This window comes from Pseudomonas rosaeacicularis (assembly GCF_057128745.1).
Map to the genome: position 1 here is coordinate 166,021 of NZ_JBSKHT010000003.1, position 26,379 is coordinate 192,399.

Annotated in this window: 20 protein-coding genes and 1 pseudogene; 10 read left to right on the forward strand and 11 right to left on the reverse strand. The window is 59.3% G+C overall.

The features are described from left to right. Positions 1-147: 147 nt before the first annotated feature. From ACWKWM_RS05380 to metE, 5 genes and pseudogenes are all read right to left on the reverse strand, one after another. Positions 148-1,164 carry an ADP-ribosylglycohydrolase family protein gene (locus ACWKWM_RS05380; protein WP_483845135.1) on the reverse strand — a complete coding sequence of 339 codons (1,017 nt, stop codon included), beginning with the start codon at positions 1,162-1,164 and terminating at the stop codon, positions 148-150. Continuing rightward, complete coding sequence (locus ACWKWM_RS05385; protein ID WP_483845136.1) at positions 1,161-1,874, reverse strand: GntR family transcriptional regulator; 714 nt, start codon at positions 1,872-1,874, stop codon at positions 1,161-1,163. Before ACWKWM_RS05385 ends, ACWKWM_RS05380 begins: the two co-directional genes overlap by 4 nt. A 180-nt stretch (positions 1,875-2,054) precedes the next feature. After that, entirely contained in the window at positions 2,055-2,711 is a 657-nt protein-coding gene (locus tag ACWKWM_RS05390) for a DsbA family oxidoreductase (RefSeq protein ID WP_483845137.1), read from the reverse strand. Positions 2,712-2,875: 164 nt separating this feature from the next. Next, the gene (locus tag ACWKWM_RS05395) at positions 2,876-3,868 is read right to left on the reverse strand and encodes an alpha/beta fold hydrolase (RefSeq protein WP_483845138.1); all 993 of its coding nucleotides are present in this window, start codon (positions 3,866-3,868) and stop codon (positions 2,876-2,878) included. A 212-nt stretch (positions 3,869-4,080) separates the two neighbouring features. Further along, positions 4,081-6,403: pseudogene (gene metE, locus ACWKWM_RS05400) on the reverse strand (5-methyltetrahydropteroyltriglutamate--homocysteine S-methyltransferase). Between the two features lie 107 nt (positions 6,404-6,510). Between metE and metR the strand changes: the two are divergent. Next, positions 6,511-7,428, forward strand: coding sequence for a transcriptional regulator MetR (gene metR / locus ACWKWM_RS05405; protein WP_483845139.1), 918 nt, complete (start codon positions 6,511-6,513; stop codon positions 7,426-7,428). 126 nt (positions 7,429-7,554) lie between these two features. On the opposite strand, the gene ddlA is transcribed toward metR, so the two are convergent. Further along, entirely contained in the window at positions 7,555-8,646 is a 1,092-nt protein-coding gene (gene ddlA / locus ACWKWM_RS05410; RefSeq protein WP_483845140.1) for a D-alanine--D-alanine ligase, read from the reverse strand. A 167-nt stretch (positions 8,647-8,813) separates the two neighbouring features. Continuing rightward, entirely contained in the window at positions 8,814-9,095 is a 282-nt protein-coding gene (locus ACWKWM_RS05415) for a type B 50S ribosomal protein L31 (RefSeq protein WP_483845141.1), read from the reverse strand. A 205-nt stretch (positions 9,096-9,300) separates the two neighbouring features. On the opposite strand from ACWKWM_RS05415, the gene ACWKWM_RS05420 reads away from it, so the two are divergent. Further along, positions 9,301-9,669: a hypothetical protein gene (locus ACWKWM_RS05420; protein ID WP_483845142.1), complete on the forward strand. Its 369-nt coding sequence runs from the start codon at positions 9,301-9,303 to the stop codon at positions 9,667-9,669. Between the two features lie 59 nt (positions 9,670-9,728). Here ACWKWM_RS05420 and ACWKWM_RS05425 read toward each other — a convergent pair whose 3' ends face one another. Together ACWKWM_RS05425 and ACWKWM_RS05430 are read right to left on the reverse strand one after the other, a co-directional pair. Beyond that, positions 9,729-11,054, reverse strand: a complete 1,326-nt coding sequence (locus ACWKWM_RS05425; RefSeq protein ID WP_483845143.1) for an APC family permease — start codon at positions 11,052-11,054, stop codon at positions 9,729-9,731. 156 nt (positions 11,055-11,210) lie between these two features. Then, a complete protein-coding gene (locus ACWKWM_RS05430) occupies positions 11,211-12,032 on the reverse strand; it encodes a carbon-nitrogen hydrolase family protein (RefSeq protein ID WP_483845144.1) in 822 nt (273 codons plus the stop codon). Between the two features lie 134 nt (positions 12,033-12,166). Between ACWKWM_RS05430 and ACWKWM_RS05435 the strand changes: the two genes are divergently transcribed. The 6 genes from ACWKWM_RS05435 (at position 12,167) to ACWKWM_RS05460 (ending at position 21,104) form a co-directional block, all read left to right on the forward strand. Then, complete coding sequence (locus ACWKWM_RS05435; protein ID WP_483845145.1) at positions 12,167-12,979, forward strand: response regulator transcription factor; 813 nt, start codon at positions 12,167-12,169, stop codon at positions 12,977-12,979. Between the two features lie 96 nt (positions 12,980-13,075). Further along, the gene (locus ACWKWM_RS05440) at positions 13,076-14,689 is read left to right on the forward strand and encodes an FMN-binding glutamate synthase family protein (protein WP_483845146.1); all 1,614 of its coding nucleotides are present in this window, start codon (positions 13,076-13,078) and stop codon (positions 14,687-14,689) included. 308 nt (positions 14,690-14,997) lie between these two features. Then, positions 14,998-16,134 (forward strand): OpgC domain-containing protein, encoded by a 1,137-nt coding sequence (locus tag ACWKWM_RS05445; RefSeq protein ID WP_483845147.1) that lies wholly within the window; start codon positions 14,998-15,000, stop codon positions 16,132-16,134. Between the two features lie 252 nt (positions 16,135-16,386). After that, complete coding sequence (locus ACWKWM_RS05450; protein WP_483845148.1) at positions 16,387-19,524, forward strand: transglycosylase domain-containing protein; 3,138 nt, start codon at positions 16,387-16,389, stop codon at positions 19,522-19,524. A gap of 192 nt (positions 19,525-19,716) precedes the next feature. After that, positions 19,717-20,337: a PadR family transcriptional regulator gene (locus ACWKWM_RS05455; protein WP_483845149.1), complete on the forward strand. Its 621-nt coding sequence runs from the start codon at positions 19,717-19,719 to the stop codon at positions 20,335-20,337. After that, complete coding sequence (locus ACWKWM_RS05460; RefSeq protein WP_483845150.1) at positions 20,334-21,104, forward strand: siderophore-interacting protein; 771 nt, start codon at positions 20,334-20,336, stop codon at positions 21,102-21,104. Before ACWKWM_RS05455 ends, ACWKWM_RS05460 begins: the two co-directional genes overlap by 4 nt. 100 nt (positions 21,105-21,204) lie before the next feature. Here the strand turns inward: ACWKWM_RS05460 and ACWKWM_RS05465 are convergent, their stop codons facing one another. Together ACWKWM_RS05465 and ACWKWM_RS05470 are read right to left on the reverse strand one after the other, a co-directional pair. Further along, positions 21,205-21,873 carry a Pr6Pr family membrane protein gene (locus ACWKWM_RS05465; protein ID WP_483845151.1) on the reverse strand — a complete coding sequence of 223 codons (669 nt, stop codon included), beginning with the start codon at positions 21,871-21,873 and terminating at the stop codon, positions 21,205-21,207. Further along, entirely contained in the window at positions 21,874-22,101 is a 228-nt protein-coding gene (locus ACWKWM_RS05470; protein ID WP_483845152.1) for a VF530 family protein, read from the reverse strand. A 289-nt stretch (positions 22,102-22,390) separates the two neighbouring features. Between ACWKWM_RS05470 and ACWKWM_RS05475 the strand changes: the two genes are divergently transcribed. Both ACWKWM_RS05475 and ACWKWM_RS05480 read left to right on the forward strand, forming a co-directional pair. After that, positions 22,391-23,752 (forward strand): carbohydrate porin, encoded by a 1,362-nt coding sequence (locus ACWKWM_RS05475; RefSeq protein WP_483845153.1) that lies wholly within the window; start codon positions 22,391-22,393, stop codon positions 23,750-23,752. Positions 23,753-23,880: 128 nt separating this feature from the next. Then, positions 23,881-26,319, forward strand: a complete 2,439-nt coding sequence (locus ACWKWM_RS05480) for a glucose/quinate/shikimate family membrane-bound PQQ-dependent dehydrogenase (protein ID WP_483845154.1) — start codon at positions 23,881-23,883, stop codon at positions 26,317-26,319. The last annotated feature ends 60 nt before the right edge of the window (positions 26,320-26,379 follow it).

Genomic DNA, 26,379 nt, shown 5'->3' on the forward strand with positions numbered 1-26,379 from the left:
TTATTCTGGTTGTGGGCAGTGCGCAATCCAAACGACATCCGTGTCATGCGAGGCTTTTCTGGCTGCAAAAAGCCCCAGGTCGCCGCCGAACAGTCGGCCGCGACTTGTCAGTCTTATTAAATGTTCTGCGTTGCTGCGGGCGGGTTGTCAGACCGCGCGCAGGGACAACAAATGCTCGACCAGCGAATACAGATCCAGATTATTGACGGCTTTGATCTGCTCGATCATGTCCGCTGGCCACGCGCTCAAGCCTTGGCACGCACCAAGCATGGCGCCGAGGATGGCCGCAATGGTGTCGGTGTCGCCGCCCAGACTTGCCGCCATGCACACGGAATCAAATGCAGGCAATCGACCGGCCGCGACTTGATGGGCCAGTGCGAACGCCGCAACCACTGATTCCTGGGACGCCACCGAGGTGCCTATCACGTCGTAGATCAGCGTCGGCAGTTGCTGGTTATCGCAATCGGCGCAGAGCTTTTGCGCCCACTGGATGCGCGCGGCGATACGACCGCCGGCCACCCAATGGCCAAATTTTTCCGCCTGCTGCGCAACTGTCACGCCAATGTCCAGCGCGTCGCTGAGGGACTTTCCGTTGATACCGGCGGAGACCACTGCCGCAACAGCCGCCGCACTGGAAATCCCCAGCGTCGTGTTGTGGGTCACCTGGCAGGCCTGAACCACGGCTTGGACGAATTGCGTCTGATCGCTTACATCGGCAGCGATACCCACTGGCGTGATGCGCATGGCCGCGCCGTTGGTGGTGCCGAAGCGGCCCGCCTCTTCCGGGCTGTGGCCGGCGAGAATCATTTCAATCGCGCGCTTGGTCGACGGGCCAAGCAAGTCCTGCGAGCCTTTGGCCTGCATGACCGCTTCCCAGTCGATCAGGCTCTGCGCCAGATCCGAAGGGTCGATCACTCCACCACCGGACACCAGCAACTCGCCCACCAAGACGGCCTGCTCGGTGTCGTCGGTGATGGAACCGGCCGCCATGTTCGGTGCAATCGGCTGGTCGGCGTCTGCAGCGGTCAACGTCGTGATGCGGTCGAAGCGTTGCTTGATCTGCTCGCGACTCAATGACTGAGTCGGCATGCCCAGTGCGTCGCCGAGTGCCAGGCCGTAAAACGCACCGAGTGCGCGGTCGCGTGTATCGATAAGGCCGGTCATGAGGAGGTTCCAAACGCCAGATGCAGACGAAAATGCACGGGGTCCAGAAGACTTTCCACATGCTCCATAAAACGTTCGCGACGGTCGTACGTAGTGCGCAAGGCCTTGAGAAAGACGGTCCCGGGCTCGCGCATGACCAACGCGGCATCGTCAGCGGTCAGCGGTTCGGCGCCAATCCATTGATCGCCGCGATCACCAACGAAACCGTGAGCGGCCAGGGTGATGGTCAGCGAGTCTTCGATCAGACCGGTTTTTGGCACATTTTCCAGACCATCGCTGGCCGGGATCAGTGCGCGCTCCAACGACACGACACTGCCATCGGCAGCAGTACGGCGGCGGTCCAGCGCGATGAAGTGACGGGTGCCGAATCGGCTTTCCAGGTCAGGCCGCTCGACTTCCACCAGACGCAGAATCTCGGTATCGATCCGCGCTCCGGTGTCAGCCAGGGCCTGAGCCCAGCCGCTGCGCTGATCCAGGGAGATGCCGTCGTAGGTGACAATCGAGCCGACACCCGATTGGGTGGCGATGTAATTGCGCCGTTTGAGTTCGGAAAGGGCCTCACGCAGCGTGCCGCGACTGACATCGAATTCCTGCGCCAGTAAATGCTCGCCGGGCAGCAGATCACCGGACTCCATTTCACCGGATTCGATGCGTCGGGCGAGCTCGTCGACCACGCGTTTTTTCTTATCAAATCGAACATGTCTAATCATGTACAAATTGATAGCGGAAAATGGGTGGGGTGAGCAAGCGATTTTTGTTACAGATCAGATTTTCGTGGCGTTGGCCGTGCCGCTTTCGCGGACAAACTCCCTCTCACGAAGACATCGTTTACCCCGTGGGAGCGGACCTGTCCGCGAAGAAGTCAGCCTGAACGACACACTATTCAGCGGTTAGATGACCTTGCCCTGCTCATCAATCACCTGACGAATGGCACCGACAAACACGTCCACCGGCTGCCCACCGGACACGGCGTATTGATCATTGAACACAATGGTCGGCACCGAACTCACGCCGCGCTGTACCCACAGCTGCTCCAGTTCTCGGACCTCGGCGCTGTATTCATCCGAGCCAAGAATGGCCTCAGCGCGCAGGCGATCAAGCCCGACTTTTTGCGCAGTGTCGGCCAGTACGCGATGGCTTGAGGGATCAGCGTGCTGACTGAAGTAGGCGGTAAACAGGGCGTTTTTCAGCTCGTGCTGCTTGCCTTCCAGTTCGGCCCAATGCAGCAGTCGGTGGGCGTCGAAGGTGTTGTAAATGCGTCGCTCACCTTCTTTGAACACAAAACCCAGCTCTGCGCCGCGCTCGCGAATGTGCTCGCGGTTGGCTTTGGATTGCTCGGGCGTCGAGCCGTATTTCTGGAAGATGTGTTCGTTGAGATCCTGGCCTTCGGGCGGCATGTTCGGGTTGAGTTCGAACGGTTGGAAGTGGATCTGTGCCTGAACGTCGTCGCCCAGATACTCCAACGCCTGATCCAGCGCGCGCAGACCAATGACGCACCAAGGGCAGGAAACGTCGGAAATGAAATCGATTTTCAGCGGAGTGCTCATGAAAAGGCTCACTCGGTAGGAGGAAACTTTGCACGATACGCTGATGTTGATTCTGGGCGAAGCCCATTGGAGCGAGGCTTGCCCGCGAAGATGCCCGATTGATCGTTGAAATACTGAATCGCTGTCGTCAGCTTCGCGGGCAAGCCTCGCTCCAACAAACGTGACTAGAGTTGTGCGACGTGAGAAGCATCCTCGCGATGCTCACGCAAATACGGAAGCACCGCCCCGAGCAACGGTGCTTTGAACGCCTCTTGAAAACGATGCGCCAACCCCGGAATCAGCTTCAGTTGGCTGCCCTGAATATGCGCCGCGACGTGAATGCCGTGCATCACCGGCAGTAACGGATCTGCCGTGCCGTGCACCACCAGCGTCGGCACACGCAGGCGATTCAACAATTCCACGCGGCTGGGTTCGGCCAGAATCGCCAGAATCTGCCGTTTCACCCCTTCAGGATTGAACGCGCGATCGTAGGAGGCAGCAGCCTGTTGCAGCAGCGCTTGTCGATCATCTTTGACCTCCGGGCTGCCGAGCGCCGCCAGTAAATCCGCCTGCTGCTCTAAAGCGGTCTGCCGATCAGGCGCGCCGCGCTTGGCCAGCAATTGCAACAGCGCCGGGCTCGGCATCGGCAGACCCGGCGCGCCGGAACTGGTCATGATCAGCGTCAGGCTTTCCACCCGTTTGGGGGCCATGTCCGCCAGGTGCTGGGCAATCATTCCGCCCATGCTGGCGCCCAGGACGTGAAACTGCTGGACGTGCAACGTGTCCATCAGCCCCAGCGCATCCTGTGCCATGTCGGTCAACGAATACGGCGCCGACACCGGCAGACCGATCTTGTAGCGCAGCACTTCATAGGTCAGGTTGGGACTGGAAGGCGCCTGTACCCATGTCGACAGGCCGACGTCTCGGTTGTCGTAACGAATGACTCGAAAGCCCTGCTGACACAACGCAACAACGACTTCGTCCGGCCAGTGAATCAGCTGTCCGCCCAAGCCCATGACCAACAGCAACGCAGGGTCGGACTCGCGACCGATGCTCTGATACGCCAGGTGCACTTCGTTGAGCTCGGCCACTTGCGTGGGAACGTTGACATCGCATCGAGAAGCCGCAAAAGACGGCAGGCCGCAGAACAAGGCAGCCAAGAAAAGTAAAACCCGCATGAAAAACACCGAAACGCAGAACCCCAGTAGGCCGCGAGTCTGATGAAGTTTTGCAACGCGCGCTGCCACAGTTGCGTGACAGTTTGATGAAGGGGGCTGAGCGGTATGAGCGACCGGTTCCTGTAGGAGCGAACTTGTTCGCGAGACAATTCATCGGACACACCGCGTGAGCCGCCTCGCCAACAAGTTGGCTCCTACAGAAGCGCGCTCAGTTACGCCAACTCGCTACGCAACTGCCGCGCCGCCGCGACCATGTTCACCAGTGCCGCTTCCGTTTCCGGCCAAGCACGGGTTTTGAGGCCGCAATCGGGATTGACCCATAAGCGTTGCGCCGGGATGTGTTTGACAGCCTTGGTCATCAGCTTGACCATCTCGGCCGTGTCGGGAATCCGTGCCGAGTGGATGTCGTAGACCCCAGGCCCGATGTCGTTCGGGTAATCGAACGCCTCGAACGCTTGAAGCAGTTCCATGTCCGAACGCGAGGTTTCGATAGTGATCACGTCCGCGTCCATCGCCGCGATGGACTCGATCACGTCATTGAATTCGCTGTAGCACATGTGGGTGTGGATCTGCGTTTCATCGCGCACCCCGGAGGCGCAAAGCCGGAACGCCTCCACTGCCCAATCCAGATATTCCTGCCACTGCGCCCGACGCAGCGGCAAGCCCTCACGAAACGCGGCTTCGTCGATCTGCACGATCTTGATGCCGGCCGTTTCCAGGTCCACCACTTCGTCGCGAATCGCCAGTGCCAGTTGCTGCGCCTGCACCTTGCGCGACACATCTTCGCGCGGGAACGACCACATCAGCATCGTGACCGGGCCCGTCAGCATGCCCTTCATGACCTCGTCGGTGAGGCTTTGCGCGTAGCGAATCCAGTCCACAGTCATCGCGACCGGGCGACTCAGATCGCCAAAGATCACCGCCGGTTTCACGCAACGCGAACCGTAGCTTTGCACCCAGCCAAAACGACTGAATGCGTAGCCGTCCAGTTGCTCGGCGAAGTATTCGACCATGTCATTGCGTTCCGCTTCGCCATGCACCAGCACGTCCAGCCCTAGACGCTCCTGGGTTTCAACGGCATGACGGATTTCCGCGCGCATGGCGTCGTTGTAATCGTTGGCCGAAAGCTTGCCCTGCTTCCACGCCTGACGCGCCAGGCGAATCGACGCGGTTTGTGGGAAAGAGCCGATGGTCGTTGTCGGAAACGCCGGAAGATTCAGTCGGGCGTTCTGCAGTTCGATACGCTCAGCGAAGGGCGAAGGGCGACTGGCGCTGGCTGTCCGCAGCGGTAATCGCCGCAAGACGTGCCTGAACGGCGGGTTTATGAATGCGTGGCGATTGCTGACGACTGAGCTGTACCGCTCGGCTTTGCGCCAGAGCAGCCTGCACGTGTGGCGCGCCAGGCGTATTCAGGGCAGCGCTGAGCACAGCGATCTCTTCACACTTCTGCACCGCAAACGCCAGCCAGCTTTTCAGCTCTTCATCGAGCTTGTCTTCGCGCGCAAGGTCTACCGGACTGTGCAGCAACGAACAGGAACTGGCGACCCACAGGTTGTCGCCAAAACGCAGTTTGGCTTCTTTGAGCTGCGCCAGTGCGTTATCGAGATCGCAGCGCCAGACGTTACGGCCATTGACCACGCCCAAGGACAAGACCTTGTAGGTCGGCAGACGGTCCAGCACCAACGCGAGCTGATCCGGGGCACGAACCAGATCCACGTGCAAGCCATCGACCGGCAGCGACACCGCAAGACCCAAATTGTCTTCCAGACCGCCGAAGTAGGTCGCGATGAGTTTTTTCAGCGGCGAATACTGAAGGCTGTGATACGCACGCTCGAACGCGTTTTTCCAGTCCTGGGGCAGGTCGAGGGCAAGAATCGGTTCATCGATCTGGACCCATTCAACGCCCTGCCCCGCCAGCCGACCGAGGATTTCGCCGTAGATCGGCAGCAACCGGTCCAGCAAATCCAGCTTGTCGAACCCATCACCCTTGGTCTTGCCCAGCCACAGATAAGTGAGCGGGCCGATCAGCACCGGTTTGACCTTGTGGCCCAGCGCAATGGCTTCGTCGACTTCTTCGAACAACTGCTCCCAGCTCAATTTGAAGCGTTGATCTTCGGTAAATTCGGGGACCAGATAGTGGTAGTTGGTATCGAACCACTTGGTCAGTTCTTGCGCGTACTGCGTCTTGCCATGATCGCCGTGAACGCAGCAGCTGTCGGTGGCACCACGGGCCATGGCAAACAGGGTATTGAGCGTCGGCAGGCGTCGCGCGTCTTTGGTGTCGGCGAAGCGCTCGGGGATCACGCCGAACGTCAGGGAATGGGTCAGGACCTGGTCGTACCAGGCGAAGTCGCCGACCGGCAGCAGCTCGATGCCGGCATCTTTTTGCAGTTGCCAATGAGCGGCGCGCAATTGCTGGCCAATGAGCCGCAAACCGTCCTGATCCAGATCGCCCTTCCAGTACGCTTCCAGTGCTTTTTTCAATTCACGGTCCGCGCCGATACGCGGGAATCCAAGAGTGTGGGCCAGGGCCATGTCAGGTCCTCCATGCAAAAGATGGCGCCATTGTCGACACTGGACACAACATGAGACAAACTCATTGTATTCGTGTTGATCACAAGTTTTACTCATGGAGCACAGTTGTGCTGGAAATACGCCACCTCAAAACCCTGCATGCCCTGCGCGAAGCCGACAGTCTGGTGGACGCCGCTGATCGGCTGCATCTGACGCAGTCGGCGCTGTCCCATCAATTCAAAGAGCTCGAAGAGCGCATGGGGATGCCACTGTTCGTGCGCAAAACCAAACCCGTACGTTTCACCAGTGCCGGCCTGCGCTTGCTGCAATTGGCGGATTCGATGCTGCCGCAACTGCGGGCAGCGGAACGCGACATCTCACGCCTGGCCGGTGGCGTGGCCGGCCGGTTGCACATGGCGATCGAATGCCACAGTTGCTTTCAGTGGCTGATGCCAACCATCGATCAGTTCCGTGATGCCTGGCCAGAGGTGGAGCTGGACCTGGCGTCCGGCTTTGCCTTTGCGCCGCTGCCAGCCCTGGCCCGTGGCGATCTTGATCTGGTGGTCACATCGGACCCGCTGGAGTTGGTCGGCATTACCTATGTCCCGCTGTTCACCTACGAAGCGATGCTCGCGGTCGCCAATCAGCATGCGTTGGCGAGCAAGCCCTACATCGTGCCGGAAGATCTGACGACGGAAACACTGATTACCTACCCCGTCGAGCGCGATCGGCTGGACATCTTCACGCGTTTTCTGGAGCCCGCTGACGTGGAACCGGCGCAGGTGCGCACCTCGGAACTGACAGTCATGATGATGCAGCTTGTCGCCAGTGGCCGAGGCGTGTGTGGGATGCCGCACTGGGCACTGCATGAATACAGCTCACGGGGCTACGTAAAAGCCAAGCGTCTGGGCGAGAAAGGTCTGTTTGCCACGCTGTATGCGGGCATCAGGGCTGACATGCTGGATGCGCCGTACATGAGGGATTTTCTGCTGACGGCCAAAGACACGTCGTTCTCGACGCTGGATGGGGTGAGTGCGGTTCGGTAGGTAAAGCGCTGAACGAACGCTTTTGTAGGAGCTGACGAGCCCGAGCGAGGCCGCGATTGCGGTGTGTCAGGTGCACCGCATCGCAGCCTCGCGTTGCTCGTCAGCGCCTATAGATGCGAGATGAGATCAAACAAACGCCTCATGCTTCAACGCACCCAACTCAGCGGCGCGCTCGAAGGCCAGCACGATCAGGCGATCAATCAGTTCGGGATAGGTCAAGCCGCTGGCCTGCCAGAGCTTGGGATACATGCTGATGGAGGTGAAACCCGGCAGCGTGTTGATCTCGTTGATGATGATTTCGCGGGCGGCGGTGACGAAGAAATCAACCCGGGCCAATCCTGCGCAACCCAGCACTCGATATGCCTGCAGGGCCACAGCGCGCACCTCTTCGCTGAGGTCCTGGGGCATGTCGGCGGGGATTGCGATGCGCGCCTGGCCATCGTTCAGGTACTTGGTGTCGTAGGCGTAAAACTCGTCATTGGCGATGACTTCGCCACACACGCTGACCTGCGGTTCCCGGTTGCCGAGCACGGCGCATTCCACTTCGCGCCCCACCATGCCCTGCTCGATCAAGACCTTGCTGTCGTAATCGAAGGCGAGTTTCAGCGCATCGGCAAAACCTGCGGCGTCGACAACCTTGCTCACGCCGACCGACGATCCCTGGCATGCGGGCTTGACGAACATCGGTAAACCCAACTGCGCCGAGACGCTGGCGAAATCCAAGGACTGGCCACGCTCAAGCACCACAAAGGGCGCCACTGCAATGCCCGCGTCGCGCAGCAAGCGCTTGGTCACGTCTTTATCCATGCACGCCGCCGAACTCAACACATCCGGCCCCACGCACGGAATATCCATCAGCCGCAAAAGGCCTTGCAGCGAGCCGTCCTCGCCCAGATTGCCGTGGATCAACGGGAACACCACATCAATGCGCGGCAGTTCCAGCCCGCTCACGACCTCAACGAACTGCGCCCCTCGGCTGCCCGGCAGCAGCGACAGCGCCAGGCCTGACTCACTGAGCTTAATGGTCGAAGGATCGGTCGCGTTCTGCAGGTAATCGCGCTCGTCAAACCGCAACCAGCGGCCTTGTTTGTCGACGCCGATCAAGGTGATGAAGTAGCTGTTGCGATCAATCGCGTTGATCACGTTGCGTGCCGATTGCAGCGACACTTCATGCTCGGAGGATTGACCGCCGAAGACGATGGCGACTGATTTTTTCAAAACGCAAACTCCTGGATTTCAGGCCGCAAAGCTAAAAGCAATTTGCGGCGTACGTCCAGTCCCGCGATCAGCTGTTTGACGCAAGGCTCCCCACTTTTTGGCGGGCACAAAAAACCCGCGCCTTGAAAGAGTCCTTGGGATCTTCCAGAGCGCGGGCAGCGAGGCGGTCATTGAGCGTCAGATGAATCTTTTTTGCCACCCGAACCAAAGGTTGCGAAACGCTTGTTGAAGCCAGCGATACGGCCTTCGGTCGTGGTTTTGCGTTGCTGACCGGTGTACATCGGGTGCGATGCGCTGGACACATCGAGCGCGACGTAGGGGTAGGTATTGCCGTCGAAATGTTGCTGCGTGCGTTCGGTATCAACAGTGGAGCCGATCAGGAAAAACACATCGGCAGCGGTGTCATGGAACAGCACCTGACGGTAGTCGGGATGAATATCGGGCTTCATGTCTGTCTCCAGATTTTAGTGATCATGTAATACGTTATACAGTAACAAATATGAGAAGTTCAATTCAAAACATTTTTGTTACGGTTACATTTTTCGGCTTTTCCTGGTCCGGCACGGGAGGCTAAGGTTCGCGCCGCTGCAAAACCGCTCACGCCTGACGCACTGTCGGCAATGGAGTGAAGAATTCACCACGGAGGTTTTTCCCATGTTGATGATTGATCGTTATGAACTTTCCCTCGCAGGCCATGAACGCCTGGTCCACGCCCAGAATTCGCTGCGCGAACTCGACCGCTGTATTCAACAGACCGACACCAGCCATGATTCGGACACGCTGAAAAAACAAGCCAATACCACTCGCATTGCGCTGGAAAAGGTCATTGAGGATGCCACTGCCGTAGATGGCCGTGACGCGTTCATGCGCAAGGCTTGCGAATGGGGGTTCATAGCACTGGCGCCTATCGAGCGTGTGCTGATTCACAAGGTGCGTGTGTGCAGCGCAGAAGGCGCAAAGGAAATCCATGAAATGGCCGAGAAGACAGCCAAAGCCAAGCCATTTGTCAGGACCGACATCTGAATCATCAGCGGCCTGTTCTTTGGCAGTCAGGGGCTCGCAGTTGCTGCGAGCCCCTCTGTTTAAACTGATTCCTGAAAATCCATCTCAGGCGGCTGGCGACGGAACCCACCGGTCAGCCAGGCCAGATAGATGCAACCAATGGCAAGCCAGCTTACGCCGAGCATGATCGCAAGCTTGTCGAGACTGATCATCAGCCACAGGTCCGCAATCAGGCCGATCAAGGGGAAGACCAAGAACAGCACTGCCTCACGCAGGCCGCGTTTCTCGCCGCCAATCCAGTAATGGAAAATGACCGACAGGTTGACCAGGCTAAATGCCAGAAACGCGCCGAAATTGATAAACGACGTCGAGGTCGTCACATCAAGCTTCAGCGCCAGCAAAGCAACAACCGCGCACAGCAGGATACTGTTGACCGGCGTGCCATAACGCTCGCTCAAGCTACCGAAGAAGCTCTTCGGCAGCACGCCGTCACGACCCATCGCGAACAGAAGACGCGAGCCGCTGGCCTGTGCAGAAAGCCCGGAAGCAAACTGACCGACAATCAGACCGACCAGAAACAAGGTCACGAATACATCACCGCCGATGTTTCGTGCGATTTCATACGCCGCAGAATCGACGCTCTCGAACTGAAACGACGGATGCGCCAGTTGCACGAAGTACGACACGCCGACAAAAATCAAACCGCCGATGAGTGTGATCAGCATGATGGCTTTGGGAATCGTACGGCGTGGGTCTTTGGTTTCTTCGGTCAGCGTGCTGACCGCATCGAAGCCCAGGAAGGAGTAACAGGCAATCGCGGCACCGCTCATGATCAACGGCATCTGCATGTCGCCATTGAAGAATGGCGTCAGGGTCCACAACGGTGTGCTCGGATCGCCGCCGATGTAGTGGATGCAAAGCGCGACGAATGCTGCCAGCACCAGGAACTGCACGATCATCAGCAGCGCATTCACAGTATTGGCCAGTTTGAGCCCGACGATGTTGATCAAGCTGGTGATCACGATAAACGCCATCACCCAGATCGGCTGCGGGATAGACGGGAATGCCGAGCCCAGATACGCCGCACCGATCAGCCAGATCGCCATCGGCAGGAACAGGTAATCCAGAAGCACCGCCCAACCGGCGATAAAGCCAAGCTTGGGACTGATGGCTTTTCGCACGTAGCTGTAAGCCGAGCCTGCAACCGGAAACGCCGAGGCCATACGCCCGTAACTCATGGCGGTGAAAAACATCGCCACCAATGCTGCCAGGTAAGCCGCGGGCACCGCGCCGTTGGTGGACTGCGCCAGAATACCGAACGTGCCGAGCACAATAATGGGTGTCATGTAAGCGATGCCGAACAGCACCACCGACCCTAATGAAAGGGTGCGTTGCAAACGAGCCATGAGCGACTACTCCGAATTTATAGGTTTTATGGCAGAGAAAAGTTCGGCAGAACAAAGGCATTTCTTATGGTGGATCGTTTGCTTGATCGTTCCCACGCTCCGCGTGGTAACGCCTACCAGGACGCTCTGCGTCCGAGTGCGGAATCGATCAGCGTTTTATTTATTCGGTATCAACAACTCCCGCCGACCGTCAGAGTGCTCGATCACTTCACCCGGCAGACGCAGGCGTTGGTCATCCAGGTAGCGATAATCACGCCGCGCCGCCGCCAGTTGGCCAAGGTCCAGCTGAACGCTGAAATGGCATTCTTCGCGACCGGCTTCCTGGATCAGCGTGCCAAACGGGTCCACCAACGCACTGCCACCGGCGAACACCAGGCCGCCCTCGCCTTCGCCGACGCGGTTGACCATCAGCGCAAACGCCTGGTTTTCCTGGGCGCGGGCCATGATCGCGGTGCGATGGGTCGGGCCGTAGGGGTCCATATTGCCGTTGGTGACGATGATCAAATCGGCGCCCAACTGAGCCAGCGCGCGGGCGGACTCAGGGAATTCGATGTCGTAGCAGATCAGCATCCCGACCCGCAGCCCGTTCCACTCGCAGGTCGTATAACGGTCGCCGGGGCTGAATACGCCGCGATCCGACGCCCACAAATGGGTTTTGCGATAGCGAAGCGCAATGCCATCGGGGGTGATCAGCAAGGTGGTATTGAAGAATTGGCCCTCATCGCTTTCCGCAAATCCGATGACGACAGAAACGTTGCGCTCCCGTGCAGCGCAAACCACAGCTTGCACGGTCGGGCCGTCCAGCGGTTCTGCGACGCCCGCGACGGTGTCGCTCGACGGAAACCCCATCAGGTGGGTTTCCGGAAACACGATCAGCGCGGTGTCGCCGGCGCAAGTTGCAATGGCGGCCAACGCGCGTTGCAGGTTGTGCGCGGTGCCATTGTCCTGCCCCGTCAGCTGGGCGAGTTCGACCTTCATGGGTTCTCCTTATTGAGTGGCGTGGCCGGCCAGGCACAAAATGCTGGCCTGATCATTGGCTCTGCGGGCAGTATGCGCATCAGCCAGTGTTACGGGGTATTACGCAGCTGTAGTAACCCAATAGGGGTAGATCAATGACAATCGCGCTTGGGGATATTGCGTGGCACCGCTCGGTGGCGCAGATGATCGATGCCCTCGACAAACCCAATTTCTGGGCACAACTGGTGCGGCTGCTCAATCAATACGTCAGTTTCGATAGTTGGGTGGTGCTGCAATTCAGCACCAGTCAGCGTCCGGTGGTGTTTGCCGAATCGCCCTGCGAGGACGGCAGCCCCGACCAGCTGTTTCAGGATTACCTTAAGGGCCTGTATCTGCTCGACCCTTTTTTCATCGCCAGCCGCGAACGCTCGCAGACCGGACTGTTCCGGCTGGCCGAGGTCGCGCCTGAGCATTTTGAATTGACTGAGTATTACCAGCGCTACTTTCGGCTCAACGTGGTGGCGGACGAAATCCAGTTCAATTGCCAGCTCGATACCGATCGCACGCTTTGCCTGTCGCTTGGCTCGACCCAGCGTTTCAGTCCCGAAACTATCGCGTTGTTGTCCCTGATCGAGCCGTGGGTGGTGGCGTTGTTGCGCCAGCGATTGCCGTTCGAACTGGCAGAACAGGTGTCAGACGATGAGCCTGCGCAGGTGCAACAACCTGTCACCGACTGGCGCACTCAGTTGGAAGCCTCAGTTCAACTGAGTCGCGGCGCGCAGTTGACCGCTCGAGAGCTGGACGTGGGGCGGCTAATGCTCAGCGGTTGCTCAAGTAAGGAAATCGCCCGAAAACTGGCAATCTCAGCGGAGACAGTTCGAGTTCACAAGAAGCACATCTACAGCAAGCTCGGTATCAAATCCCAGTCCGAGTTGTTTTCGATTTTCCTTCAAGCGCAGAGCGCTTGAAGCAATGAAACGTCTTACCTGCTCGTCATAGGAAAAAGGCGCGGCACAGCGCCAAAGCTGATTTTCATTAACCGTGAATTGACCCCAGGATTTCGTATGAGCCTGTCCCTACTCAGTCGTTACGCCGTCTTCGTTGGCTGCGTACTCTTTACGCTATTGAGCCTGCCGTTTCTGCACCACGAATGGCTTTGGCCCTTCACCCTGACCACCGCCATCCTCAGCCTGGTCGGCATTTTCGACCTGCTGCAATCGCCCCATTCGGTGCGACGCAACTACCCCATCCTTGGCAACATCCGATACGCCGTCGAAGCTATCCGCCCGGAGATCCGCCAGTACTTGCTGGAGTCCGACAGCGATGCCCTGCCCTTTTCCCGCGCTCAACGCTCGCTCGTCTACTCCCGGGCCAAGAATGAATCGGCGGACAAGCCGTTCGGCACCTTGATCGATGTCTACCAGACGGGCTTTGAGTACATCAGCCACTCCATGCGCCCGGCGCCACTGGCCGATCCGAATTCGTTTCGGGTCACGGTAGGCGGTCCGCAGTGCACGCAGCCGTACTCGGCGTCGATCCTCAACATCTCCGCCATGAGTTTCGGCTCACTGAGCGCCAACGCGATTCGCGCGTTAAACCGGGGTGCGAAGCTCGGCAACTTCGCCCATGACACCGGCGAGGGCAGCATCAGCCCCTACCACCGTGAGAACGGCGGTGACCTGACGTGGGAATTGGGCAGCGGTTACTTCGGCTGCCGGGCAGCGGATGGCCGTTTCGACCCCGCGCGCTTCGCCCAGCAGGCGCAAGACCCGCAGATACGCATGATCGAAATCAAGATGAGCCAAGGCGCCAAACCGGGCCACGGCGGCATCTTGCCCAAGGACAAAGTGACCAAGGAAATCGCCGAGACCCGTGGGGTGCCCATGGGCGAAGACTGCGTTTCGCCGTCCCGTCACAGTGCGTTTTCCACCCCATTGGAGATGATGCAGTTCGTCGCGCAACTGCGTGAACTGTCCGGCGGCAAACCCGTGGGTTTCAAGTTTTGTCTGGGCCATCCATGGGAATTCATGGGCATCTGCAAAGCCATGATGGAAACCGGCATCCTGCCTGACTTTATCGTGGTCGACGGCACCGAAGGCGGCACCGGTGCCGCGCCTGTGGAGTTCACCGACCACATGGGCTCACCGATGCGCGAAGGTTTGCTGTTCGTGCACAACACGTTGGTGGGTGTAAACCTGCGGGACAAGATCAAGCTCGGCGCCAGTGGCAAAATCGTCAGCGCGTTCGACATCGCCAGCGTGCTGTCCATCGGCGCTGACTGGGCAAATGCGGCGCGCGGTTTCATGTTCGCCATCGGCTGCATTCAGTCGCAGTCGTGCCACACCAACAAATGCCCAACCGGGGTCGCCACTCAGGACGCCTTGCGCCAACGCGCGCTGGTGGTGCCGGACAAGGCCCAGCGCGTGTTCAACTTTCACCGCAACACCCTCAAAGCTTTGGCCGAAATGCTGGCAGCGGCCGGACTGGATGCGCCTTCGCAACTGGAAGCCAAGCATCTGGTGCGGCGCATGTCAGCCACTGAAATCAAACTGTTTTCCCAGTCCCATGTGTTTCTGGAGCCAGGTCAATTGCTCAACGGCGTTGTGGATGAGAGTTTCTATTCACGGATGTGGCGCATGGCGCGGGCCGACAGTTTTGAGCCTAACGCTCTCACATAGCCGGCAGCCCATCTTGTTGGAGCGAGGCTTGCCCGCAAAGCTACCAGCGCGCAGCGGCAGGTAAAACCGAGACGCCAGCTTCGCGAGCAAGCTCGGCTCCAACAACGACCGCCAACAGCTGGGCAGAAACGGCTCGTTCACGCGCACGCCCCGCTCCCAACATACGTTCACATCCTGTAATACCCGCCCTTTGCATTAGCAGGGCAAACCCGCCACCCTTCGCGCCGCCGATCAGCTCTGGCTGGCGGCGCAGAACATTGGCGCTCTCTGGCCTCTCTCTTTCAAACTGACTTCAAGAGCCCACCTGCATGACGAACGGACGCGACCATCGAATCGACTTCTTTCGAGGTTTGGCGCTGATTTTCATTTTTTGGGATCACGTGCCCGACAACCCTTTCGCTCAGTTGACCCTGCGTAACTTCGGTTTCAGTGATGCCGCCGAGGTGTTCGTTTTCCTCGCCGGATACGCAGCGGTACTGGCCTATGGGGCCATTGCACAGCGCGACGGTTTTGTCGTCGCATGCGTGCGCATCCTGCGTCGAACCTGGGTGCTGTACGTCGTGCATATCTTCCTGCTGACGTTGCTCATGGGCATCGTCTTCGTCGCCAACAATCACGTTGAAACACGCGACATGGTCCGGGAGATGGGCCTTGAGTACTTCGTGGGTAATCCGCAACAAGCCCTCGCAGATGAACTGCTGCTGCGCTTCAAACCCAACCTCACCGATCCGCTGCCGCTCTATATTCTGCTGATGCTGGCATTGCCGTTGATCCTGCCGATCATGCTGCGCAAAGCCGAAGTGGCGGTTGGCCTGTCTGTCGCGCTGTACATGATGGTGCCGTTGCTGGGCTGGAACCTGTCGGCCTACGAAGGCGGCGGCGTGTGGTATTTCAACCCGGTGGCGTGGCAATTGATCTTCGTGCTGGGCGGCGCCTGTGCGATGTACTCCAAGCGTGAGCCCGTTGTTCGCGCGGCATTGCGCCCGCTGTGGTTGCAGCCGACATTTTTGGTAGCCGTGATTTACCTGCTGGTGACCGGCGTCATCACCTTTCTGTGGAAATTCCCTGACGTCCACGACGCCCTGATACCCACAGCAATGAGCAACCTCATCTACCCCATCAGTAAAACCGACCTCTCGCCTCTGCGCCTGCTGCACTTCATCGCACTGGTTTACGTCGTCGCCAAACTGCTCCCCGCCTCCCACGCCTGGCTCGACAATTGGCCTGCGCAGCAAACTTGCCGCATGGGCCGTTACTCGCTGGAGGTGTTTTGCCTGGGCGTATTGCTCGCACCACTGGCCGACATGGCGAATGCCCTGTCGGGTGACATCTGGCAAATGCGCGTCGTTACCGGCCAGCTCGGGTTGGGGTTGATGCTGCTGATGTCGAACTTTCTGGAGCTGAACAAACGGCTGGGCAAGCCTGCTCAGGTGGTGCGGGCTTGATAACACTAAGCACATCACCGTGGGAGGGAGCTTGCTCGCGATGAGGCCAGTACATTCGCGGCATCACTAGGGTGCCAAGTATCGAATCGCGAGCAAGTCCTTCCCACCGGCCACTGTTTGCTGAGTTGAACAGTGCGCAATCTGCAACACATCGGAAATCCCTGACCACCCCGTTACAAAAATCTCACCCCTCTCAAGCACCGGCTACGCTTGAGACAGGTGCGATTAACAGGTTTAACCGGGCCAACCGATATGGGCGCTTTGTGGCATTCAGATGAAAAGAAGACTGCGATAGTAGCTGACAGTCAGAGCGATGTTCCGATGCCAAAAAGCCCGCGCCGCAAACACTATGTGTGGCGCGTTTTCTGGCTGTTGGTGCTGATCGCGTTGGTGATCCTGGGATTTGCCGTTGTCTCGGAAATCCGCAGCTCAAAACTGCAAGCGCGTGAGTTCAGCCGCTTTGCCAGGGAGTTGAGTTATTCCCTTCAGTCAGGTCCGAGCGATGCGATTGTGTACCCCGGCGACGGCCCGTTCGATAAGCGCTTGGGCTACTCGTCGATGGGTGAGTTCATGCCCAGACTGCTCAAGCGCGACTACCTGATCACTCAGCAAGCGCAATTCTCCCCCGACCTGCTGGCCTACACCAAACGCGGCTTTTTCGTGCCGTATCAAGAGAAGATTCAGTCGGGTTTGACCATCACCGACTGCCGTGGCGCGCCGTTGTATCAGTTCACGTATCCGCAGCAGCTTTACTCCACTTTCGCCTCGATCCCACCGGTATTGGTGAACAGCCTGCTGTTCATCGAAAACCGCGACCTGCTCGCCGACAATCAACCGATGGCCAACCCCGCAGTGGACTGGCCGCGCTTTTTCAAGGCCGCGATTTCCCAAGTGGCGAAGATGGTCGGCCTGCCCGGACAGTCGGCAGGGGGCAGTACGCTGGCGACGCAGCTGGAAAAGTATCGGCACTCGCCCGATGGCCTGACGCAATCGGGCAGTGAAAAGCTTCGGCAGATGATTTCAGCCAGTGTGCGGGCTTATCAAACTGGCCCGCAAACCCTGGAAGCCCGGCAACACGTGGTGCGCGATTACCTCAACAGCGTGCCGCTGTCGGCGGTGCCCGGTCATGGCGAAGTGCATGGCATGGCCGAAGGGTTACGCGTCTGGTACGGCGCAGACTTCGAACGCACCAATCAACTGCTGGCGATCCCCGCCACCGATTCAAAAACCCTGGCCGAGCAAGGCCTGGCGCTGCGGGAAGTGCTATCGCTGGTGATCGCGCAGCGGCGTCCTTCGCATTTTCTGGCCAAAGGTCGCTCAGAGCTGGCGGATCTGACTGACAGCCATATCCGCCTGCTCGCACAAAACAAGGTGATTGCGCCTACGCTGGCAGACGCCGCGCTGTCTGCCACCGTGGCCTATCGCGATTGGGTGCAGCAGCCGACGATCCAGCCGATCGAGACCAACAAGGGCATCAGCGTCGCACGCACGCGTTTGTCCAATCTGCTGAACCGGCCGCTATACGATCTGGATCGCCTGGACCTGTCCGCCACCAGTACCTTGCAGAACGACTTGCAGGTCAAGGTCGGTCAGTACCTGCGCGAGCTTGCCAACCCAGAGTTCGCCAATCAGATCGGCGTGTTGGGCGAGCATTTGCTGACGCCGGCCAGCACTCAGCAAGTGCGCTACAGCTTCACGCTGTTGGAGCGCGGCCCTGATGGCTCAAGAGTGAGAGTGCAGACTGACAGCACCGACCAGCCCTTCGACATCAACGAGGGCAGCAAGCTGGAACTCGGCTCTACCGCCAAGATGCGCGTGCTGACGACCTATCTGCAGATCATCGCAGAGCTACATGATCGCTACAGCGCCCTGAAAAACGCGGAGCTGAAAAAGGTGCCGGTGGAGGACCCTGACCGGCTGACGCGCTGGGCCATCGATTACCTCATGCAGAACAGCGATCGCGACCTGTCGAAAATGCTGTCGGCCGCGCTGGATCGCAAGTACTCGGCGAGCCCCGGCGAAAGCTTTTTCACGGGCGGAGGCATGCACCATTTCAACAACTTTCGTAACGAGGACAACGGCCGCGTACCAACCCTGCGAGAGGCGTTGCAGGAGTCGATCAACCTGCCGTTCATTCGGCTGATGCGTGATCTGGTGCGTTACAGCACGTATCAGGGTCCGAGCAACAGCGCCGAACTGATGAAGGACGACAGCGACCCACGGCGTCAGGAGTATCTGGCGAACTTCGCCGACCGCGAGGGCACGGTGTTTTTGCTGCGGTTCTGGAAACGCTACAAGGGCAAGAACACTCAGGAGCGGCTCGACACCTTCCTGGACGGCGTGCATCCGGCGGCAAGTCGGCTCGCAGCCGTGCATCGCTACCTGCTGCCCAATGCCAGCCCGGCGGCTTTCAACAGTTTCGTGCGGGCGCGCATGGTTCAGGACAAAACCAAACCGCCGGTGACCGAAAAACGTCTGGCCGACATGTATCAGAGTTACGGCCCCGGCGCTTATGACTTGCCGGATCAAGGCTACATCGCCCGGGTCCATCCGCTGGATTTGTGGCTGGTGGGCTACCTGATGCAGCACCCGGACGCGCAGTTCAAGGACGCTGTGGCCGCCAGCCGTTTCGAACGTCAGGAAGTCTATAACTGGCTCTTCAAGAGTCGGCACAAAAGTGCGCGGGACAGCCGGATTCGCACCATGCTTGAGATCGAGGCGTTCCTGGACATTCACCAGCGCTGGCAGCGGCTGGGCTATCCGTTCGATCATCTGGTGCCGTCGCTGGCGACCGCCATTGGCAGTTCGGGGGACCGTCCTGCAGCGCTCGCGGAGCTGATCGGGATCATTCAAAACGATGGCATTCGGCTGCCGACCTTGCGCATCGACAGCCTGCATTTTGCTGCCGACACGCCGTATGAAACGCAACTGGCGAATAACCCTGATCTGGGCAAACGCGTGCTGCCCTCCGAAGTGGCGGCGGCGATGCGCGACGCGCTGTCACGGGTGGTGGACGCGGGCACGGCGCGTCGGGTGTCCGGTAGTTTCAAACTGGAAGACGGCAGCGTTCTGGCCATGGGCGGCAAAACCGGGACCGGCGACAACCGCATCGAAAGCATCGGTGCGGGCGGGCGGATTCTGGCGTCCCGGGCGATCAACCGAACCGCCACGTTTGTGTTTTACATCGGCGACAACCACTTCGGCACGCTGACTGCGTTCGTGCCGGGGCGCGCGGCGGAAGGCTTCCGTTTTACCTCAGCGCTGCCGGTGCAGGTGCTTAAAGGCATGGCGCCGATTCTCAATCCGTACCTGGCGCCGGGGCTTCATACCCAATGCGCGGCGCCGGGGCAAACGGTGGCCGACACCTTCCAGGCGCCGCAGTCCTTGTAGGAGCTGACGAGCAACGCGAGGCTGCGATTGCGGTGTGTCAGGTGCACTGCATCGCAGCCTCGCGGTGCTCGTCAGCTCCTACAGAAGCGTGCAAACCCAGCCACAGATGAGAACCGTTCGTCTTAACACCTCTTGCGGACACATTAAGATATATCTTAAGGTATATCTAACGTGTAACAGGAGATGAAAGAAATGGGAGACCACCCACATAAACCCCCGCACGACCACCACCCCCACCATCGCCCTCACTTCGGTGAGCAAGGCGAAGGACGTGACGGATTCGAGAAACGCCCTGGCCGGGAACGTGGCGGTCGCGGTCCCCGCGTATTCGCGCCCGGCGACCTGAAGTTGCTGTTGCTGGCGTTGATCGCCGATCAGCCTTGCCACGGCTATGACCTGATTCGCCAGATCGAAGGCATGTTTGACGGCGCCTACAGCCCAAGCCCTGGCGTGATCTACCCGACGCTGACCTTTCTGGAAGAAAGCGAACTGATCCTGGGGGACGCCGAAGGTGGCAAGAAGCGCTACGCCGTCACCCAAGCCGGTCAGCAATCCTTAACCGAACAAGCGGTGGCATTGGACGGCGTGAAGATGCGCATCGACGTGAGCAAGCGTTCGCTGCGTGGCCATGATCGTCCCCCGGAGATCCACGAAGCGGTCCACAACTTGCGTCACGCGCTGCAATTGCACCATGGCCGCTGGAACCCCGAAGAAATCGCACGGGTTCGCGACCTGCTGAACGACACCGCACGCGCCATAGTCGACGGCCCACAGAACACTCACCCTACAAATCCATCGGAGCAGTCCGCATGAATTCACAGCAATCGATTCACCGTGTCAGTCACGAAATCAAACGCCGCAAACTTGTGGTGTTGCGCGTCACCGACCTGACCCCGCGCATGCGGCGTATCACGCTTCACGGCCCGGAACTGAGCGGCTTCATCAGCCTTGGCACGGACGATCACGTCAAGCTGATGTTCGCCACAACGCCCGAAGAACAGGCGGCGCTGGAGAACTTCACTCCGGGCGGGAACAGCGAAGGCCCGCGCCCGGTCATGCGCGATTACACCCCACGCCGGTACGATCCTGCGTCGGGCGAACTGGACATCGATTTCGTGCTGCATGGCGATGGCCCGGCCGCGACGTGGGCCGAGCAGGTCGAGCCTGGGCAATCGCTGTACATCGCCGGGCCACGGGGTTCGATGATCGTGCCGGACATGTTCGACAGCTATCTGTTGATCGGCGATGAAACCGCCCTGCCCGCTATCGCCCGCCGGCTTGAAGAGCTACCTGCCGGTCGCCGCGCTTTGGTGGTGGTGCAAATCCAGGACGATGCCGAACGCCAAGTGCTGAAAAGCGAGGCGCAGGTCGAAGTGATCTGGGTGGTGCGTGGCGAGCAGGATCTGTTGCAGGTCGTCGCAGGATTGACGCTGCCAACGGGTGATCTGTATGCGTGGGTGGCGACTGAGTCGGCGTTGTCACGCAAAGTGCGGCGCGTGTTGCTGGACGATCTAGGCCTGGATGAAGCAGCCGTGAAGGCCGCCGGGTATTGGCGGCTCGATGAATCAGAAGAAGCCTGAAATTTCAAATTGAAACGCGCTCCCTGTAGGAGCTGCCGAGCAACGCGAGGCTGCGATTGCGGTGTGTCAGATGTAACGCGATCGCAGCCTTCGGCAGCTCCTACACAGATTGCGGGGCTCGGGGGGATCGGAATTTATCCACTCCCCACAAAACCAACCCCATCACCACAAACCCCGCCAACACGCCCAGCGCATTGATAAAAGCCTGGGTGAACCCAATCGTGCCGACATCGATGAACGGGTACACGTAATCGCCGATCAGATCACCGCGCAACAGCACATACGCAAAATAGACGACCGGGTACGTAATCCACGCCAACACGTGGATCAATCGGAGCGAACCCTTGGGCACGTACAGCCACCAGTACAGCAAAAACCCCAGGGGCATGACGTCGTGGAGCACTTCATCGGCCACGCGCTGCCAGCCTTCGGGTTGCCACAAATGCCGCAGTAGGAGGTTATAGGCGACGCCTACCAGTACGATGCTGGCCGTGATCCCGCCGCAGACCACCGGCGACCGGAAAAACCGATGCCCCATTGACTGCCGGGGACTGATGGCGCAGGTCAGTGCTACCGCCACCAGAATGTTGGTCAGGATCGTGAAGAAGCTGAAAAACTTCACCAGTCCGCCCAACACGCTGGCTTGAATGTCCCAGCGTGCGTACAGAATCAAGTACAGCTGAACCGCCAGCCCGAACCAGCCCAACAGCGCTGCCACGGTGGCGTACCTTTTTTGGCCGCGCGGGTTTTGCAGGAAATCAGCGCGCATTTACCAGCCTTTGCTGCGCGCCAGCTTCACGTACAGCCCCTCGACTTTCTCGCGGGCCCACGGGGTCTTGCGCAGAAACGTCAGGCTGGACTTGATGCTCGGATCGCTCTTGAAGCAACGAATGTCGATGCGCTCTGCCAGCCCCGACCACTCGTAGTGCTCGACCAGCGCATGAAGGATCTGCTCAAGCGTCACGCCGTGCAGCGGGTTGTTGTTGGGTGTTGTCATGCCAGGCCTTTTTACGCTTGGTAAAGGGGGATTCGCGAGGTGCGCACCTTAGCCGAGGCGGTCGATGGCGGGAAGGGTTGTGCACCAGAGTTTAGGACTGTTACCTGCATCGCAACAATCCATGTCCAAATTTCTACTGTTTAAACGTTCGTTAGCGTCCTATCATTGCCGCCCTAAACGCTGAATCGATTAATCCCTCTTTTTATAAAAAAGTCTGCGTCGCTGCGCCCCTGCTCGTAACGGCCAGCTTTCGCTAGCTCGTCAATAACTCGAAAAGAATCTGCCGCCCATGTCCAATTTCCTGCTGTGCCGCACTGCACGATCTTTCAGCCACACGTCCGCGCTTGGTGTGGCCTTGCTGGGCCTTGCTACTTGCGCCCATGCCGCTGACCCGTTCGACAGTGACTCCCCCTGGATGCTCGGCGATTGGGGTGGCAAGCGTACCGAATTGTCGCAGCAGGGTTATGACTTCAAGCTTGATTCGGTCATGGAAATGGGCTCGAACCTGCATGGCGGCTACAACCACGACAAGACATTTCGCTACAGCGATCAGTACGCACTGGGCGCGCATCTGGACCTGCAGAAGATTCTGGGCTGGCACGATGCTGAGTTTCAACTGACGCTGACCAACCGTAACGGCGACAACATCAGCAATGATCGCGTGGGTGACCCTCGGGTCGGCACGATCTCGTCGTCCCAGGAAGTCTGGGGCCGAGGCAGCATCACCCGCCTGACGGACCTGTGGTATCAGCAGAAATTTCTTGACCAGGCGTTGAGCATTAAAGTCGGGCGATTCAACGAGGGCGAGGACTTCAACACCTTCCCCTGCGACTTCCAGAATCTGGCGTTATGCGGCTCGCAGGTCGGCAACTGGGGTGGCGGCATCTGGTACAACTGGCCGGTCAGCCAATGGGCAGCGCGGGTTAAATACCAGATCAATCCGGAGCTATTCGTGCAAATCGGCGCGTTCGAGCAAAACCCGTCGAACCTGGAAAACGACAACGCTTTCAAACTCAGCGGCAGCGGCACTCAGGGCGCGGTGATCCCCGTGGAAGCGGTCTGGTCGCCGAAGGTCAACGGCCTACCGGGCGAATACCGCCTCGGTTACTACTACAGCACCGCCGACAGCACCGACGTATACAAAGACAGCAATGGCGGTTACGCCGCTGTGTCCGGCGACGACTACCGCGCATCGAGCAGCAAACACGGCATGTGGCTGACTCTGCGTCAGCAAGTCACCAGCGTTGCCAGCGACAACAGCCGAGGCCTGAGCCTGTTCTTCAACGGCACGCTGCACGACAAGAAAACCAACATGATCGACAACTACGTTGCCTTGGGCGCTACCTATAAAGGCCCGTTCGACGCACGTCCTGAAGATGACATCGGTGTCGGCGTCAGCCGCATCCATGTCAATCCGGCGTACCGCAAGAACGTCAATCTGCAGAACCAGGTCGCAGGCGTTTCGGACTACAACGACCCCGCCTTCATACCGCTGCAGGACACTGAATACAACGCCGAACTGTATTACGGCGTGCACGTCACCAACTGGCTGACCGTGCGCCCGAACCTGCAGTTTATCCGCCATCCCGGCGGCGTGAATCAGGTCGATGACGCCTTGGTCGCGGGCCTGAAAATTCAATCATCATTCTGATCGGCTTATTTCGCCTTTCTGTATGTCGATTTAGGAACTAGCGTGAATAGCATGGCTTCAAAGGATCATGTTTTCCGCTACAAGAACTAGAACGCGTCAATCAACTTAATGTTACGGAGTACGACACTATGAGCACTGACGGTGCTTTCGGTAAGAACCGCCTGCTGCCGAGCCTGCTCGGACTGGTGATTCTGATCATGGGCCTGGCCTTGTTGGCCGGGGGGGTAAAGCTGCTGCAACTGGGCGGCTCGCTGTATTACCTGCTGGCCGGTATCGGCATGGCGGTCACCGGCGTGCTGTTGATCATGGGCCGCCGCGCGGCTCTGGGTCTGTACGCGCTGGTACTGTTCGCGAGCACGGTCTGGGCTCTGTGGGAAGTGGGCCTGGATTGGTGGCAACTGGTGCCGCGTCTGGCACTGTTGTTCGCCCTTGGCATCGTCATGTTGCTGCCATGGTTCCGCCGCCCGCTGCTGATCGGCGAGCCTGGTGGCAAAGGCACGGGCGCCCTCGGCGTTGCCGTGGTGCTGGCCGGTCTGGCTGCACTGGCGAGCCAATTCACCAACCCAGGTGAAATCAAAGGCCAACTGGACCGTGAAACTGCTGGCACCACCAGCGCTGCACCGGCCATGCCGGACGGCGACTGGCAGTCCTACGGTCGTACTGCGTTTGGCGATCGCTACTCGCCGCTCAAGCAGATCACCCCGGAAAACGTCAACAAGCTGGTTCCCGCGTGGACCTACCGCACCGGCGACATCCCGGGGCCGAACGATCCGGGTGAGACCACGGCGGAAAACACTCCGCTGAAGGTCAACGGCATGCTCTACGTGTGTACCCCGCACAGCCAAGTGATTGCGCTGGACCCGGACACCGGCAAGGAACTGTGGCGCTTTGATCCGAAGATCAGCACCCAGAAAGCGGCCAACTTCAAGGGTTGGGCGCACATGACGTGCCGTGGCGTGTCGTATCACGATGATGCTGCCTACGCCGCTGCTGCCGCGCCGACTGACGCTGCCGCACCTGCGCAGAGCCCGGCTGCACCGGCCGTTGCTTCTGCAACTGCCAACTCGTGCCCGCGTCGTCTGTTCCTGCCGACTGCCGACACCCGTCTGATCGCACTGAACGCTGACACCGGCAAGGTCTGTGAAGACTTCGGTGACAAAGGCCAGATCGATCTGGGCGCCAACATCGGCACCTTCGCACCGGGCGGCTACTACTCGACATCGCCGCCTGCTGTCACCAAGGATCTGGTCGTTATTGGCGGTCACGTCACTGACAACGTCTCCACCGACGAGCCTTCCGGCGTGATCCGTGCGTTCGACGTGCACACCGGCCGTCTGGTCTGGAACTGGGACAGCGGCAATCCGGACGACACCACGCCGATTGCTTCAGGCAAGACCTACACCCGTAACTCGCCCAACATGTGGTCGATGTTCAGCGTCGATGAAAAGCTGGGCATGCTCTACCTGCCGATGGGCAATCAGATGCCTGACCAATGGGGCGGCAACCGCACCCCTGCGTCGGAGAAATTCAGTGCCGGCCTGGTCGCACTGGACATCGCAACCGGTCACGTGAAGTGGAACTTCCAGTTCACTCACCACGACCTGTGGGACATGGACGTGGGCGGTCAACCGACCCTCATGGACATGAAAACCGCTGATGGCGTGAAGCCTGCTGTTCTGGCCTCCACCAAGCAAGGCAGTATCTACGTCCTGGACCGCAGCACCGGTCAACCGATCGTACCGATCAACGAAATTCCGGTGCCACAAGGCGCTGTCGCTGGGGATCACACCTCGCCGACTCAGCCTAAATCTGATCTGAATTTCATGCCGCCGGTGCTGAAAGAGCGCGACATGTGGGGCGTGACCCCGTTCGACCAGATGCTGTGCCGGATCGACTTCAAGTCGCTGCGTTATGACGGTCCGTTCACCCCGCCGTCGCTGGGTGGTTCGCTGGTGTATCCAGGTAACTTCGGCGTGTTCGACTGGGGCGGCATTTCGGTCGATCCAGTGCGCCAGATCGCCTTCGTCAACCCAAGCTATATGGCGTTCCGTTCGAAACTGGTGCCAGCGGCTGAAGTTGAAGGCGGCCCGGGTCGCAAGAGCGAAACCGAAGGCGTACAGCCGAACAAAGGCGCGCCATACGGCGTGATCCTCGAAGCGTTGCTGTCGCCGATGGGCTTGCCTTGCCAGGCGCCAGCATGGGGCTACGTGGCAGCGGTCGATCTGACCAACCACCAGACCATCTGGAAACACAAAAATGGCACCGTGCGTGACAGCTCGCCGGTTCCAATCCCGCTGACCATGGGCGTTCCTAGCCTGGGCGGCACGTTTATCACTGCCAGCGGCGTGTCGTTCCTCAGCGCGACCCTGGACCAGTACCTGCGCGCCTACGACGTTCGTAACGGCAAGCAGTTGTGGGAAGGCCGTCTGCCAGCAGGCGCCCAGACCACACCGATGACCTACACCGGCAAGGACGGCAAGCAATACGTGCTGGTCGTTGCAGGCGGTCACGGTTCGCTGGGCACCAAGCAAGGCGACTACGTGATGGCGTTCAAACTGCCGGACTAAGGTTGCAAGCTGCAAGCTGTAAAGTTTGCAGGCTGAAGTAACTAAAAGGCGGCCATCTCG